Raw genomic sequence first — 18,093 nt, 5'->3', positions numbered from 1 at the left:
TTTATTTATCTTAAAATTTAAAAATGAGACATAAGTATAATAAACTTAAGCAAGTAGATACCTGAATTCAAAAAAAAGAAATAGTATTTAGAAATATGCTAACTTCTTTGATAAAAAATGGGCAAATTAAAACAACTCCTAAAAGAGCAAAAGTTTTAATTAGTACAACAGACAAGTTTCTATCTTCTTTGATGGGGTTGTTCGACAAATACGAAGAAAAAGAAGTAAGAAGATTGGCAATATCAAAAGTTAAATCATATATAATGACAAGAGACGAATGAAAAAAAGTGGTAGATAACTTGTTGCCAAAATATAAAGAAGAGTGAAGAAAAACATGATTTACAACTACTTATAAGTTGTGATTTAGAAAGGGAGATGGTGTTGAGGAAGTTTTGGTAAAATTGGTTTAAATTTAAAAATTAAGAAAAGATAATGGAGTTTACAAAAAATAATCTGAATACAACTCTAAATGTAAAACCTGAATTCTTAGAAAAAAATAGAAAATGGTATGAGGTGGATGCATCTTGACAAACATTGTGAAGATTGGCAGTGAGAATTAGTAAAAAGCTAACATGAAAAGAAAAAGCACATCACAATGATTTTTGGGATAGCGGAGATTTTGTAGTTGTTAAGAATGCTTCAAAAATACATGTAACTTGAGACAAATTAAGTCAAAAAAAATATTATAGATATTCAGGTTATAAATGAAATTTGAAGACAATGAACTTACAAGAACTTTTAGAAAAACATCCAGAAAGAGCAATTTGGTATGCAGTAAGAGGTATGATACCCAAAAATAAACTAAGAGATAGAAGAATGAAAAGGTTAAAAATTTTTGCTTGAGAGTCAAATAAGTATAATTATTTAAATCCTGAAAAAATTAACTAATGGCAACAAAGAAAAAATATGAGTATGGTCTATGAAGAAGAAAACAATCAACAGCTATGGTAAAATTATATTCTGGCTGAAAGTGAAATATAAATATAGTAAGGTGAGATAAAAAAGTTTCAATAAAGGAGTTCTTTTGAGGGAATTCTCATCTTTTAGAAAATGCATTGTATTGATTTCATATTTTGTGAGATAGTGCAAAAGACAGATTTGATGTAGAAATAAAATTGTCTTGATGAGGAATAAGATGACAAGCAGAAGCAATAAAGCTTGCATTATCAAGAGCACTTGTTTCATATAATTCAGAATATAGAACTCAACTTAAGCCATACGGACTTTTGAAAAGAGATAGTAGAGAGAAAGAAAGGAAAAAATACTGATTCAAAAAAGCAAGGAAATCTCCTCAGCGGACAAAAAGATAGTATCTTTAAAAATAATTTGATATTTATAAATGAAGGATATAGTACTTTTCTGAGTACAATGATCAGGTAAGTGAACGCAAGCAAAAAAAATATTAAATCACTTTGGAGACAAAATTTCTTATTTTGAAGCTGGAAATATATTGAGAGCTTTAAAGTCAAAGCCAAATTGTTTGTGAGAATATGTAAAAAATAAGATAGATAACTGAGAACTTGTGTCTGATGATTTTATATCTTCTATGTATAGAGCATTTTTATCAGTAATATCAGAAGAAAATAAAATAGCATTAGTTGATGGATATCCTAGAAAAAATTTACAGATGAATCATTTTCTAGATTCAATGAGTCAAGCCAAGAGAGATTATGATGTGATTTATCTTGAACTATCCAAAGAAAAAGCAATAGAAAGATTGTCATCAAGAAGAATTTGTAATGAATGCGGTGAAGTTCATTCTAAGCTAGTAGATCATATAGATAGTTGTAAAAATTGTGGCTCAACTAATATTGTTCAAAGAGAAGACGACTATCCTGAAGCTATAGAAACAAGACTAAAGCTTTATTATCAAGAAACCCAACCAGTTATTGATTATATGGAATCATTAGGAAAACTAATAAAAATAGATGCAGACCAGTCTCCAGAAAGTGTTTTTGAAAGTATAATTGCATGTTTAGATAAAAGCTCCCAGTAAAGGGAGTTTTTTTGACAAAAAAAATAAACTTGTTATAATTAAATATAAGACTTTTTTAAAAAATAAAAATAAAAATACAATGGTTGAAAGAGAATGAGGTTTACCAGAATATAGAGAAGAAGATATATGAGTTTCTGAAGATATTGATTTTTGAGATTTTTGATTTCTTGAAAATTATGAGTGAATTGATACTCAAGAAAAGGCTGATGAAATTATTAGGTGATTGAGAACTCTAAAAGAAAACTGATTTGATGATTATTTAGAAATTATTGAAGACCCAGAAAATGATATACCAATTGAAGAGTTGGCAAATTTGATAAATTCTGTTTCTGAACTACAAAATCAGATTTGAGAAGAAATTTGAGGTGTTTTAGAAGATTTTCGTGAAAGTCTTGATAATGTTGGTAGCGAAATTGATCAAACTCAACTAATTTCAAATCTTTGAGAAGAATTATCCGAATTATCAGACCAAATAAGCTCCTCTTCCGAATCACTTCCTGATCAAGGTTCCAAATCTTGAGAAGATTCAAAAAATTTAACTTCTTTATGAGAAGGTGTAAATAATTTTCTTCAAAATACTTTTTGAAAACTATGAATGGGTAGTTTTGATGTTAGAAATGTATTTGGATGACTTAAGTCAACATTTATCTGAGGATTGTTGTTTAAGTCTGCTTCATGATGAGAATGAATTTGATGAACAGACTCTTGAACACAAGAAACAGTTAGAGAATATTCAGAATTAGAAATAGAAAATTTTGACTCATTTGATTTTGCTTTGTCTTTTGAGGATTTTAAGCAATTGTTTAGTGAGTATAAGGATGATTCTCTTGATAATGAAGATTTCCAAAAAATTTTAAGAATTATGTATGTGATTTGAGAGCAAGAAAGTTCATCAAATTATGATGCTACTGGACCTGAGATAGAGCATAATAGTGAGCATCATTGAGATGCTGCAATTTGAAGGTATCAAATAATGCCTAATAACTGGCTTGTATGGGGACAAGAATATTTTTGAGATTCTCAATTGGAATATACAGAAACCAATCAGGATAAACTGGCTTTTATAAGGATAATGAACTATTATAAAATACATAAAAATAATGGTCATAATTGAGATAAGCTTGTTGAAGAGATAGCTAAAGATTGGTATTGAAGATGAATTTCTCCTGAGTGATATCCTTCATCTGAGGGGTATGCTAATAATTTAGTTGATAGATTTAATAATTCAAAAAGAACAGTATAGTATGTCTATGCTGTCTACTATGTCTATTGAGGAAAATTTTTGCATATTTTTTAATTAATGACAATTGTTTTGTAAAAAAAAATCATAATATGTTTGACTTTATTTTATTAATATGTTATAATATAATATATAATTTAACAAAAAACAAAAACTAATAAATGTTTAACATAGTAGAAAATTTAGATAAAACTCTAAAGAAAAGAATTGCCATATCTTTATTTCTTTTTTTCTATTGTATAAGTTTTCTTCTTAATATTTTTTATTATATGCCTTTTGATGAAACTCAAGCTTATGATCCAAAGGATTCATCCAATATTGTGGCCATAGTTGTGGACTCAGATGTATATGAACATAATGAAAATGAAATAAGTTGGTATGCTCAAGAGTATGTTCAGCAAAGAATATGAAATAGTAAAGCCTTAGTGTTACCTATAAATGTAGATAATTTTCATGCAAAGGATGTTATGAATATGCTTGAAAATTTGTATTTTGAGTGAGAGAAAGATACTCCATCTGAACTTTTATGAACTGTTTTAATATGAGATGTACCATTGCCTGTAGTCAATAAAGAATGATTTGTTTACCCTTCGATTTATCCATATACAAATTTTGAAAATAAAAAATTTATATACGATGATGTGTCATGATTTTTTGAGTATACTTGAACTTCTAATTATGAATCAGATATATGGCATGGTATGATTAACTTTGATGAAAATGATTCGTACTCAGAGTTTTTTAATAAACTTTCAGAATATGCAAGTAATCCTGATGATTTTGTGGATAGAAAAATGTGGTATGAAGATTTTATTCATATGAAAGAAGTGTTTAACGAACAATCTCTTGTTAATTATATAAACAACTTTATTTTTTTGGAGGATATAATATACAATAGATATACTCCTGCTTTGTTTTCAATTTTTGAACAACAACAAAAATGAGATCTAGAAGATAAAATAGATGATTCGTGAGAGGGATTGGATTGAGCTAGAGAGGATGCCATGAGTATGCTAGATTGAGCCACATGAGATTTTGATGAGTTTGCATCTGTTTCTCAATCTTATTTTGATCAGATTGAGTGATTTCAAGATAATTTTATGTGAGAAGATGCAAAAGATGCAGTTTCAGATAGTAGCGATTCATCAAGTATGCCTACTCTAACTATTCAAAACTCTTTAGAAAATTTTTTTAGAAAATTTCCACAGCTTTTTTGACCTACATATTTTTCAGATATGAGTGATAATGTTAATGCTGCAGGAAGATGGGATTATGCAGAAGATCAAACTCAGATAATGACAGATGATGTTGATAATACAATAGAAAAAATTTCTATAAGGGATGATATGGCAGAGAGTAATCTTTTAAGTTTTAATACGCTCATTGAAGATGCTATAAATCAAAAAATTGATGATCAAAATTATTATATGAATATTCCTATAATAGAAAGATATGATTATGCGCACTGAGAAGATCAAAGATCAGCTAGTCGAAATTATGCTCCTGACTGAGCTTGATGATCATGTAGTCGGTCAAGTTGGTCAATATCTTCAACTTATTGATATACTTATGAAAATTTTTATTTTGGTTTACCTGCTTCTGAAATATCTACTGCAGAGGAAATAAATGTATATATGTGAGATTATAAAAATCAAGATATAAATGATATTGTAGAAGATCCAGAAATTTTGAAAAACACATCTTTGAATTCAATTTGAGCGTCTAGGTGACTTTTTTCTACTCAGGTTGAGTCAACAAGGAAAGATAATTTTGAGTTAGCTGAACCTGATGCTAATACTTTTGAAAATTATGTAGATAATCCTTATACAGATGCTGACTGAATGCAGGATTGGTCAAACTGGTATTTTGGTTGATATTCACCTATAAATGTTGATGATGATGGTCAACAAAATTCTATAGATTATCAGCAAGCTTGGAATCCTTGGTGGAACAGGGAGTTATGATGAGGAGTTTTTGATATAGCTTGATCTGTAAAAGTAGATCAGGAAAAAGATTATGCTAATAGTTATGAATGATATGAAACTTACTCTTCTTTAATAAGGGTAAATGAAAATCAGATTGATTCATCTAATCTTAATAATCCAGAAAATGTTTGAATTTCTCATCAAATAGATCAAGATGTTTATCAGTATTCCCAAAAAGAAAAAATAGATTATATGGATTTTTTTGATGTATACAATCAAATAGAAGAGATAGAGTGAGAAAGAAGATTCTTGAGTGTAAATGATCAGGCTGAGAAATACTACGATGGCTGATATGAATGTTTGTCTACTTCAAGTTGTGGTTATGCAAATGCAACTCAAAGGTGTGATAATAGAGAGTATTCTATATATGAGTACAGATATAATACTATAGATACTAGAGTTAAAAATACATATCCTCAAAAAGATCAAATAGAGAATATGAATATGTGAACTCAAGATAGACCTATTACTACTCAAAGAAGTATATCATTTAAGTGACTTGGTTGAGATAAAGTACAATTAGACTATCCAAACATATTTGAAGTGGAGGTTTTCAAGGAGGATTGAAACTGAAATAAAACATTAAAATCAAGAAATGAAATACAATCCTCTATAGAGGAATATCTTTTACAAAAAGTTGAAAGCTACAATCAAAAACTTGAAGATCAATTACAAAATAATTCTGATTTTTATTCTCAAAACAGTGATGCTTATGATTTTCTAGAGGGTGCTGATGAGTTGGCCACACCAAATCGTGATTATGATCTAATAGAAGATGACTTCTTGTTGAATTTGATTTGAGAGGATGTTATGGAGTCGGTTGTTGATTACTTATATTATATCAATTTGCCATTAAAAGACAGAAATTATTCTGAAAATGTAATAGATGACATAAAAAAAATCAGTGAGCAATTTGATATAAATCATAAAGTATGAGATGTGTTTTCTAGTTATCTTGATGCTGGAAAGGATATTAATTCAGCTCAAGATCCATCATATCCTTTGTATAATCCTTATGGATATGAAGTTTGATTTATGAATACAGATTGAGTTGATACATTTGATTTAGAAGAAGAGCCTTCTGCTATTGATAATATTAGAGATGCGCAACAAAAAAATGAACAAAATCGTCAAGATTCATGATTGGAAACATCAGGTGGTTTGCCTTGATCACCAAGTTTACCTGAAAGTCCTGTTTGTTGATCTGTTGTAGATATATGGGAATGGCCAGATGCTATACAGTGTTGGTGGGAAGAAGAGGTTTCGTCTTCTGATGCTTGGTGAGTTAGTTTAGATTACTCATGTTCAATGTGACCTGTTATTGGGTGAGCTCAGTGAGGTGGTACTTCAGAGCAAGATTTTGATGATGAAATTGATGTTGATTCAATTGATTGACTTTGACCCGAAGAAAGTCAAGATATGGAAGAAGATTATGATGAGGATGATCTTTCTTCTGAAGAGTTGATGTCTAGGTATTTTAGAGAAAATATTCATGACTATTCAGGTGATTGGAATGATTATATGAATTCTTGGAGAAATTATTATGTAAAAGATGATGAAATCAATCAAGAAGTTCAGTCAGATTATAGGCAATCTCAAAATGAGTTATTTCAAAATATAGAATCTAATGTGGAAATTTCTGTACAGCCAGAAAATACAATAATGCTTGATGATAGTATAGCACCTGATGATGAAAGGGATACTCATATTAGTATATCTTCTGATGAAAATTTTAACTCTGTAACAGCAGAAGTTGCTGCTATATGAGATGGGTGTATAAATTCTGCTTTATATATTGATTGAGTTAATGTATGTGAGGAAAATTATCAATCACAAGATTTTAATCCATATAATATAGATAAAGAAATAGAATTTAATTATCCATGAACAACAGCCTGAGATATTTTGCTACAGGTTCAATTATGTAATGAAGATGTTTGCTATAATGAAAACTTAATATTGAATATTATTCATGCATCTCCTTCTAGTTTGGAAATGCTAACTCCTTTTGATGATGTTGATTCTACTACACAAAGAATTCAGCAGGAGTGAGATATTAAAGTGATAAAATGATGAAAGCTTCCATTTAAACTCAATCTGTATGATAATTATTGAAACAGTATTTGAAGTGTATTTCAAGAATATTTTGTCTCACCAGATCTTTGAAATATAGAGTATAGATGAACAGAAAGTGAGTCTATATCTTTTAATAATTTTGATGATGCTAATTTTCTCTATAATTCTCATGATATAGGTGATGCACCAGATATTTGAGAAGAGAGCTTAACTACTAATATAAGTGTACAACCTGATGAACTTTATGAAGAGTATGATCTTCCTCAAATACAAAGACAGATAGAGTTGGTGGATGCTGATCTTCAGGTTTATGATGAAGATAATAATGAAGTAAATAATGAAGAATATCAACTTCCAGAAGATTTTCAAATGTATGAAAATGATCAATATTGAATAAAGCAGCTTAGGGAGGATTCATTGATGAAATATTCAATAAGTTTGACTCAGTCAAACACATGAGAACCTTTAAATTCTCCAGTAACTATAAATTCTGAAGAATCAAAATTTATACCAGGAAGGAAAACAAAAGAACTAGTTTCAGCAACTATAGATTGACAAACAACTACGGTTGAAAAAACTGATTTTGAAGAAAATAATGAGTTTGTGATAGAAGACTGAGAGCTTGAATTTTATGTGCTTCCAACATTTGATGCTTGAGAAGATCAGTTGCATATTGATGTTCCATGACTTGAAGATATGGTTGTAGATGTTGAATTTTTGCCAGCTGAAGCAAACAATTTGGATATAGTGCTTGATACAAATACTATTATGTCTGAAGAGACTATTTCATGAAGAGTTTATGTTCAGGATATTTGGTGAAACCAAACTTATAATCAAAATGTAGATATTAATATGGAAAGTTTTTGAAATGTTAGTTTTGATTGAGATGATTCAAATAAGCTGTTAGAATCAAATGAATGAGTGGCTGATTTTCAGATACATACACATATGCCAGGTTGAAATTCATACATTTACTGAACAATTGACTGATTGTGATTGGATGAACATTGACCTGATTATGAGATTATTACAGTAGAGAATAGTTTGATTAAAAACTTTGTAGACGAATGAAGAGACTTGAATGTTATGTATATGAATCTTTTTGGTGATGACTGGGCAAATAAGTGGGGGTATTTTTCAGAAAATGATTGACTTGCATATGATCTGATGGAAAATTCTTCCAAAAATCTTGCTACTACTAGTATGCTGACTAATCCAGACAAGATAAGAAAGTCCAAATACCTAATTTCTGATGATATAAACATTAAAAATATAGTTTGAAATGATTTGAATATGAGTTTTATAGATTGAGATTTGACTATAAGTGATGATGAGCAATTTTCTTTGGAATTGTGAGATAGCTTTGTTTTTGATATGTATTTTGTTGATAGTATTTCCAATGGTATTGAAGATTGACAGATACAAGTGGAGTTGGCTGAAAGTGATGATGTGATGGAGTTGATGACTGATTGAGACTCTATAGTAGCTAATAATCAAGAAATCATAAACTTTGAAGATTTTCAAAAAGAAGAGTGAGTAGAACTTCTTTTGTCAGAATCTAAGGAAAATCAAAGAAATATCTGGGAAATAAAATATGAGTGAAATAAAGTTGGACAAATGCAAATCAAGCTTGATGCATGATATGACAATCTTGTTGAATACTTGTCTTTGGATTGACCTGTTTGAGAAGAACAGTGATTTTTTGAGTGAAGCACAAATTGACAATCAGCTATTAATATATATGAAGTATGAACCAGTCTTGAGGATGATGTATCCAAACCAAAAACATCGATTCATGATTCAAATGATGCTGATTCTCAAGTATGATTTAGAGAAAATTTCAAAAATATTACCTTGTTTGGTTGAGGGGCTTTTGTGTGAGAATCAACTCAATTATATTCTTCATCTTATTTGATGAATATTTGAGATCCGTTACTTTGAAAAACTGATGAAAATGATAACATAAATTGATTAGATTACGATTGAGGATTGTGAAAGAAAATATATTCTGATGAGAATGAGAGTATAATGGAGGTGAAGGATATAGATTTCAATAATAATTGACTAAAGGATCTTTTAGTGGTTTATGAGGATGGTTCTATAAGGATATTAAAAAATTATTGATGAGACAATCCATTTAAAGATTTGTGAAATTTAATGGTTGTTTCTGATTGAATAAAAGATATTTATACTGCAGATGTTGTATGAAATTGATTTGAAGATATTATTGTGTTAACTCAAGAAAATTATTTAAGGGTTTATCAAAATAATAATTGAAGATTTTCTTTGAATGGAAGACCAGTTTGTCTTGATGTTTACTGATGACCTAAAAATCTTGATTGAGTCCATCAAATCTTTCTTAAAGATATGAACAATAATTGAATAACTGATATTGTAACAAATGACAAAGATGCAAATGTTAAAATATTTTATTGATGATCTTCAAATCCTTGAGCAGCTCCAGATAATTTAGAACATAATTTTATTTCTCAAGATGTTTATGGATGTGGTGATGATGCAGTAGATAGAAATGAAGTAAATCTTGTAAAGGATTATTCTCTAACTCTATCAGATGAATATATAAGAGACGACAGTCTTATTCATTGGGAAGGTCTTGAAGCACCAGATGATTTGGTTGATGATTGATGATTTGATGGGGTTGATATGGATGATCCTTATGATTGACATATGTGAGCTTCTGACTCAGATGTGGCAGATGCTGCTTCTTCTAGAAGTGAATGATTTAGTATTAGTGTCTGAAACACAACTATTCCAAAGTGATGAAGTCCAAGTTGACCTTGATCATGATGATCAGGTTGAGGATGATGATCTGGTTGAGTAGATTGATGAGATTGATCAGAAAATACTATGGATATGGATGCTATGATGCAAAATATATGAGAATGATCTTTCAATTCTCAAAAATATGAAACTTTAGATAAGGATTTTGTACCAGTTTATGAGGAAGACTATGACGAAGATACTATAGATTACTCAAAAATGTCATATTTTACTTGAGAAGACAAGGTTTCTTGATACAAGCAGTTTACAAATTTAGATTGAGATGAAAATCTTTCTATATGAGACTTTGTGCAAGTAGATGTTCACTTGGAATTTGATGAGTCAACTAACTCTGCATATTTAGAAGATCTTTGATGATGATGGGAGATTATAAGAAATGATGATGGTAGTATACTTTGATTTGATCAATGAAATCTACCATCCGATTCAATTATAAAATGGGATTGAGTAGATCAATATCAATTTATGATAGACAACATTCAAGCAAATGCATGAGACACAATAAGTTTTTCTTATAGAGTTAGATATACTTGAGCAGAACTTATGGATATTGAGGTTTGATATCTTGCTGATCCCAAAACTAGTATATGAGATGAGGAGTTCAAAGACATATCTTTATTTCCTCAAGATGCTTGTATATGAGGATATTCAAAATTTGCTGCTGAAGATACTTATGAAGAAAATAATACAAGATATGTGAATTATAATGAAGAATTTGTTGACCTTAGAGCAAGAGAAGAAGAATATTTTGATGAAGCGGAAGAGGATTTTCAGTGAGTGAAGGATGGTGTTATGTCTTCATTAGAAAATATCCAAGATGATTTTGATAGCCTGATTCCATCAGAGTGATTTACTACTTCTAATATGTTTGGTGCAAGTTGAGATATACCAGATGATGTTTGAGATTTATTGACAGATGGATGATCGGTTAATTTAGACGTTATGTGAGATAGTTTGTGAGTATCATCTGCTGAACTTTGAGAGTTTATGGATAATATGTGTAAGTGATTTTCTCCAGATGATATGGATGGCTTAGTGCCTGTTCCTTTTAATATGGCATTCTTATCTCCATGAACTTTCAATGCTTTCGGGTGTCCTATATGATGGGATCCTTGATTGCCAGTATTTCATTTCCCATGAACCATGTGGGCTTGACCAGCGGCTGTCCCTGTTCCTTGGTGACTTACATGACCTTGAGATTGATTTTTACGACCTTGAGGATGAGCTCATCCTTCTCAGATAAGAATTTATGTTTCACCTACTCTTACTCAGTGAATTGGTACAGCTATCTGTTTTTGAAGTTATCAAGCCTGAGTGAATGTGCCAGAGCCTTTTGGTTCTGTTAGTTGAAATTGTATAGTTACTGCAACTGCAATGGATGGTTGAAGCTGAGATGATCAATGATTACCAGGTGTTTGAGATGATACAGAAGCAGATGAAGAAGAATGAATCCCTGATTGGATGAGAGATCTTGGTAAGTTGTGAACCTGTGAGGAGTCTTGAGCTTCAACTGCTCAAAGAACTTCTCCTTTTGATGTTTCTTTGTGATGAGGTGATTGACAACCTGCTCAACAAAGACCTTTCAATATAGATGATTGACCAATTAATATATCTGCAGAAAGAATATGAACAAATGAAGAACTTTTGAGATGATGAGAAGATCTTTGACTTACCATTGAATGACCAGACTCTAGTGGTATTACTGACTGTATAATAAATCAATGGATGGATAACCAAATAAGGTATATCCTAAGTAATCTTACTAATATGACTATATATTTGAAGTTTCCAGATCTTGAATGATTATGATGATGAATTGATGAAGCAGTAGATAGGGTAGAAGATGTGGCATGAATATGAGATGCTTTATCAAGTGTTTGAAAAGTAGAAGAAAAGGCTTATGAACAATTATGAGAAGCATTTTCCAATCCTTTTGATCAGTTTGGTAGATACCTTGATCAAATAAATCTTATAAATATAAATCGGAGAGATATAAACATTCAAGTTCCTTATATTTCTCAAGAAGACTTACAAAGACAAGTACAGCATCTAGAAACTTGGTGAGAAAGAAATGAAGATACTATAGAAGACTGGGAAAGATTGGTTGAAGAATGAGAGTGATTAGAGGTTTGAGTAGATGTGAAAGATCTACAAAATTCTGTAGAAGAAAATTTGAGGGTGCTGCAAGAATACAAACAGTTCCCATTTGAACTATATGAATGGATACATGTTGTAGATAGATTCTTGTATGAGATAATATGTATAATAGAAGAAATATCAAATGCCACAATATGATGGTTGAACACAAATGCAGATAGGTTTGAAGCATTGGTAGATGCAATTATTTTGATGATATCTGTAATAGAATCCTGGCAAGCAATTATAGACTTTTCTGTTAATTGGCAGTCTGAGTGCTGAAAATGTAGGCAGGATGGCTATGATGCATATAGTTGCGTTTTGTGAATGATGTGCATAGACTTGCCTATACTTCCTATTCCTCCGTTCAATATTCCTGATATATATATTGATTTCTCACATTTTGATGTTGGTATTGATATAACATTACCAAACTTTAGGTTTGATCCTTTGCAGATACCAACTATAAATGTTCCTGATATACCAGGTCCTCCAGCAGTTGATGCCAAAATAAACATACCTGAAATACCAGTGTTGCCGTCTCCTCCACAACTTCCAGAAATACCTTCTTTTATACCAACACTAAAATTTGATTTGCCACCAATACTTCCTCCTGCTCCAAGAATACCTCCTATGCTTCCTCAAATAGAGGCTGTATTGGATATGGGTGAGTTTATCTGAATGTTGTATTGTATTATAAAAGATGGATTATGAATGGTTGCTGAGTGGAATGTTAAAACAAGAATAGAGCAACTTACTCAAAGAACTTGGCCTGTAGAGCCTTTTGACTCCTTTAGAACCACTATACCACAACCCCCTCTAGAACAGCAAGACTTGCATATAGATGCATATACTAGGCTGCAATATAATTTTGATGATTTTTATAATTTTCTTGATGGTGTTGCTGAGATGGTAAATGAACAAGCAAGAAAACCTCAAGAAGAATTGGATGATTTTTGAGCTAGAGTTAGTGAGTGATATGATCAGATGCAAGATATGCTAGATAATGTTGAAGGATGAGCTGAGATTGATGTAGATTTGAACTCGTACAATCATTTAGAAGATTCTTGATCTGATTCTGATGGCTGGTGAGATTCAGTTGAATTAATGTCAATCAGTGAAGATGAATGAGTTGATAACGAAGATCTAAATCCAATAAGGCAGGATTTTGAAATGTATTGAAGTTGATATGCTGATATGGAAATAGAGGATATAGAAAACTTATATCAAGATTGAGGGCTTGATTATAATGATGCTTTATCTCAGCTTAAAAGTTCTCTTGGATATCTAAAAAGAAATGATACTTATCCTTGAAATCAAGAAAGAAAAGAAAAAGTGGAGTCAATAATTGAAGATTTGGAAAAAGACAAGTCAGTAGAAGCAAATCAGGATGAGGTATCTGATGTTTTTGAGGCTGCCAAAGTTATAGTAAATGAAACCAGAGAAGAAAATCTTGATGTAGCAGAGCTTATTAAGACAGATTATGATAAATTTTTGGAAAAAATCACATCAAATGAACTAGCAAATGTTTGATCTAAATGAGATGTTAATTTATCTGCGAGTCTTTTTGATGCTGAAGATTTTGTTGTAGATAAGCTTGAAAACCAACCACATCCAGAAAAGTCTTATATAGATGCAAATAAAAGATTTGTAGACTGAATAAATGATCGTTTGGAGTGATCAAATCCACAGGATTTTGATATGTGACCTTCTGAGCATTGAAGTGTAAAATCTTATTTTTCTAGGATGGATAGAAAGATTCAAGAAGTAGAACCTGTTTTCAGTGAAAATTCAAAAGTTGAGACGTTCCAGTCTTGAGAAAGAAATGAAAACCAACCTCTTATAGCACAAAACTCTCAATGAAATAATCAGCCTGATCAAGATGGCACATCTGATTGATCAACTAATCCTGTAAGATTTGATTTGGCTCAACATATAGATTGATTTTATATCCCTTCTGAATGATCTGATTGAGAAAGAAGATATATAAATGCAATAAATTGGAGGCAGTATTGAACTGAAGTTTATGAGGATGAGAATTATGAAAAGCTAGACTTGAATGATGATTGATATGAAGATATAATTCATTGGGATTCAAATTGAGTATATGTGAAATATGCTTCAGAAGATGATTCTTCTCAAGAAGATTATTTTGATGATTTGTATGTTAAAGATACCATAAACTCCCCAGAAGATTTGTCCTCTGAGTATAAAAATATTTGAGATAATTGAGATGAGTTCAAGATATGGGATGAGTATATATCAGTAAACAACTTTGATGTGGTTGATCAAGATATAGATAGTATAAGCCTATCTTGGCAATCTTCTCAGGATGCTCATATAGGTGCTTATGTTATCAAACTTCAAAATAGAGTAGACACATTTTATGATAATTTCTTTAGTGATAATACTGAATATGTACTAGTTATGGATGAAAATCTTGATAAAAATACATCTTTGTTTTCAATTGAAGATAAGTTGTGAGAAAGGTTTCTTGCAGATCATTTAAGTAATTGATGAATAAAAGATTTAAAAACAGCTGACTTAAATGTTGATACAGTTTCAGTTGAGTTAGATGATATAGAAAGTGAGTGGAAATATATGCAAGTAGCTAAAGTAGAAAGATGATTTCAGCCTTGAGATGATAATGAGACCTTGGAGAAAGTTTGACCATGGTCAAGCCAAGTAGTGGCAGGTAAGCAAATCTGGGCAGATGATGCTCCCCCTGAGTTGGATGTAAAGCTTTACAAGCACTGAGAGGAGGAACCAATACAGTCCTGACAAGATCTAGAATTGATGATATGAACTTATTATGATCTTGAGCTGCACCGAAAAGACGAATGAAGAGTAGAAGAAAATTCAATAATTACAGATGATTGAGCTGATACTTCATATTGATCTTATAGAAAGATAGAAAATATAATGTTTGAAAAAGAATGAGAAAATACTTTTACATTTGCTGCTACTGATCATGCTTGAAATCAAGCAGTTGAAGAAGTAAATCTTGAGGTGAATCCTCTTGATATGCAAATAGAAGATGTGCAAATTAATAATAGTTTTGCTGAAGTTTATGCTAGTATTGAAGAAAAATTGCATGAAAATGAATGAAAAGTGGTTTTTGAAAGGCAAAGACATGCAAATGAACGAGAAACCCTAACCTGATCAGTTGATTGAGAGAATGTTGATAGTTTTGATTTAGAATGAAATTATGCTACCTGATGAAGTTTTGAACTAGATAGAAATATTTCTTTTTATGATATGAATGAGTCATTAATAGCACAAATGGATCCAGACACATGAGAGCTTGAAATTGTCAATGATGAATACAATAAATATATTGATTTTGCAAATTGATATCCTGAAGTTGTAATTACAGATTGACAAAAAGATAAGTTTAATATAAAATATAGTAGTAGAAGTTTGCAAGAAATGAATATTCTTGATTGAAATTATCAAATTCAAGAAAAAGATTGATATGATGTTGTAACAAAAAATGGTCAGTGAATACTATATATTAATGATATGGCTGATATATACATTCCCCAAGAATATGCATGAATGTACAATTGAGCTTATAGTTTTGATGACTGAAATGTTGTGTTTACTATAAAAAATTTGATTGATGATGATGTTTTGGATGTGCACTTTAATATAAATCCATTTAGAGAATAAAAATAAAAATGAAAACTAAAATAATATTTTTAACACTTGTTTTGTTGTTTTTTGTTCCAATTGCTAAAGCTTCTGTTTTGGATTGTTCAAAAGTTGCTGATGGTAATTATGATGAAGTTCTGCCGTCTTGAAAAAATATAATTACTAAAAAACATATAGAGCTTGCATACGATCATTTGAGATGATATTGTTGTAATGTATATTCAAGTCGTATAGATTGTGATTGAAATGATTGAGATAGTTGATGAATGGATTCTGCACTTTTATTTGAACATCTTATGAACTTGTGATTTAGGAGTCTTGATGGTAGAGAAGATTTGGCCTATGGTCTACCAATGGATGATGAGTGATTGGAGCGAAGAAATGAAATATCAGAACTTGCTATGGATACAGACTGAGTAAGTGGTGATGATGTTTTAAATAAATTTGAAGAGTATTGGTGAGAAGAAATAAATATTTATAATGAAGATACCTTGGCAGGTAAATACTGAAAAGTTTGTGAAGAAGCTAAAATAATAGCTGATAATGTTGATGTATATAAATGAGATCAAATAGATATTACTACTTTGTACAATTCTTGTACAAGTATGGCAAATGCTCGCGTAAGAAAAGAAATAGGTTTGGTGCAAAATATAGCAATATCTGCATCTAGAAGGCAACAATCTAATAATTTTGATCAGTATGCATATGATTATTTTGCTAGAAATAGGCTGATGGAGCTTTGAAGTTGATTTAGTAGATTTGAATGAACATTTAATAGTGTAGCAAAGCAGGTTACTGAATGAACTGCTCAATGTAATAATTAAAAACTAAAAATAAAACAATGAGAAAAATATTTGTGTTTTTATCTATAATATTTATTGTCTTAAGTAGTAGTTTATCATTTGTTAGGGCAGAAGATAATTCATCTCAACCTCCTTGAGTTTGTTTTAATACTACTGATGAAGTGCAGCTTTTTGTTTCAAGTATTTCTGGTTTTTTGAGAAATGTTGATTTAGATCAAGATGATAGTTTGAAGTCTCAGGCTCTATCTGTACCTTGATGAGTGATTTCTGCATTGTTAAATTCAGTAGTAAGTATGGGGGTTGGAATGATAAATTTTACTGAATTGATACAAATATTAATGGCTGATGAGCCTGTTTTTAGAGATTTTAGAAAAATATATGAGCTTGAAATGCATGTATCAGACTTTTTGCATCAAGTTTGATTTTCATGAATTGCTTTTGCAAATGTGGATGATGATACAATTTCTCTTTTTAATGACTACTTCAATAATGAGGATCTATATATAAGATATTATATAAAAGATGACATAAATTATTTTGAACTTGCTTCTATATTGCATAATATTTATTTTATGTGACAAACAGTTTTTGTTGATGCTTCGTTTGAAAGAACTCAACCTAGAGGTTTTGATAACTGAGAAGTGTCTTGGCCGGATGAAAATCAGCCTTCATGGAATGATAGTGTAAATATTATTTTTAATGAAGAAAAGTATGATAAGCTAAAAGAAGATTATGGAAATGTATGAGATTGTCCATCACAAGTAGGTTTTAGGGAGCAATTATGAGGGATTAGAGATGATTTTAAAGAATGATGAGCTGATGCTATGGGTAGGATACAAGATGATGCTGCTAGATTGTGAGAGGCTCTAAGAGACGCTGGAGAGTCAATGTTTGGAGAATGAGCTGCTGAAAGATGGAGAGATTGGTGATCTTCTGCTATATCAATAGAAACAGATTTTGAGGATTTGGAGGATTTAGAAAATCCTTTTTCTGAGATAGATACTCTTCCAGATGATTGTTATGATGAAGAAACCATTCCAGGTACAAATGAAACTAGAAGAGTGTTAAAAGATGAGTGTAGGTATGCATGACTTGAAGAGTCTGCTTGAGATATCACATCAGATCAAAAAATAGATAATTTTAAAAATAATATAGAATCAGTTTATGATTCAGTTATGTTGGCTCAAGACGATGGAGTAGCAGACTTAAATAAAAATATGGAGTATATTAAAAATATTACAAATAATATCCCTTCTCTAAGTAGAAATATATATAATTGAATAAATATAATATGAGAAAGATGAGAAGAAAATACAATAATAGACAACTTGTGAAATGCATGTGAGCTTCAATGTTCAAATCTTTGATGAATTTGTTGGTATTTTTAAAAATAAATAAAAA

Annotated in this window: 8 protein-coding genes; all 8 read left to right on the top strand. The window is 30.5% G+C overall.

Going from position 1 to position 18,093, the window contains the following annotated elements; translation table 25 throughout:
* Positions 1–23 precede the first annotated feature (23 nt).
* The 8 genes from HLG78_RS01820 (at position 24) to HLG78_RS01785 (ending at position 18,080) form a co-directional block, all read left to right on the top strand.
* Positions 24–410 (top strand): bL17 family ribosomal protein, encoded by a 387-nt coding sequence (locus HLG78_RS01820; RefSeq protein WP_231180093.1) that lies wholly within the window; start codon positions 24–26, stop codon positions 408–410.
* Positions 411–432: 22 nt separating this feature from the next.
* On the top strand, positions 433–888 hold the full coding sequence (gene rplM, locus HLG78_RS01815; protein ID WP_231180090.1) for a 50S ribosomal protein L13: 456 nt from the start codon (positions 433–435) through the stop codon (positions 886–888).
* Positions 888–1,310 (top strand): 30S ribosomal protein S9, encoded by a 423-nt coding sequence (rpsI, locus tag HLG78_RS01810; protein ID WP_231180086.1) that lies wholly within the window; start codon positions 888–890, stop codon positions 1,308–1,310. Before rplM ends, rpsI begins: the two co-directional genes overlap by 1 nt.
* A gap of 29 nt (positions 1,311–1,339) precedes the next feature.
* On the top strand, positions 1,340–1,996 hold the full coding sequence (locus HLG78_RS01805; protein WP_231180084.1) for an adenylate kinase family protein: 657 nt from the start codon (positions 1,340–1,342) through the stop codon (positions 1,994–1,996).
* 79 nt (positions 1,997–2,075) lie between these two features.
* On the top strand, positions 2,076–3,239 hold the full coding sequence (locus HLG78_RS01800; protein WP_231180051.1) for an SAM-dependent methyltransferase: 1,164 nt from the start codon (positions 2,076–2,078) through the stop codon (positions 3,237–3,239).
* A 158-nt stretch (positions 3,240–3,397) separates the two neighbouring features.
* A complete protein-coding gene (locus HLG78_RS01795) occupies positions 3,398–15,907 on the top strand; it encodes an FG-GAP repeat domain-containing protein (protein ID WP_231180048.1) in 12,510 nt (4,169 codons plus the stop codon).
* A gap of 8 nt (positions 15,908–15,915) precedes the next feature.
* Positions 15,916–16,713 carry a hypothetical protein gene (locus HLG78_RS01790; RefSeq protein WP_231180045.1) on the top strand — a complete coding sequence of 266 codons (798 nt, stop codon included), beginning with the start codon at positions 15,916–15,918 and terminating at the stop codon, positions 16,711–16,713.
* Between the two features lie 17 nt (positions 16,714–16,730).
* On the top strand, positions 16,731–18,080 hold the full coding sequence (locus HLG78_RS01785) for a hypothetical protein (RefSeq protein ID WP_231180042.1): 1,350 nt from the start codon (positions 16,731–16,733) through the stop codon (positions 18,078–18,080).
* The last annotated feature ends 13 nt before the right edge of the window (positions 18,081–18,093 follow it).

The organism is Candidatus Absconditicoccus praedator (assembly GCF_021057185.1).
Lineage (GTDB): Bacteria > Patescibacteriota > Gracilibacteria > Absconditabacterales > Absconditicoccaceae > Absconditicoccus > Absconditicoccus praedator.
Note: the sequence above shows the minus strand (reverse complement) of the source record. Positions and strands in the feature narration are given on the sequence as shown.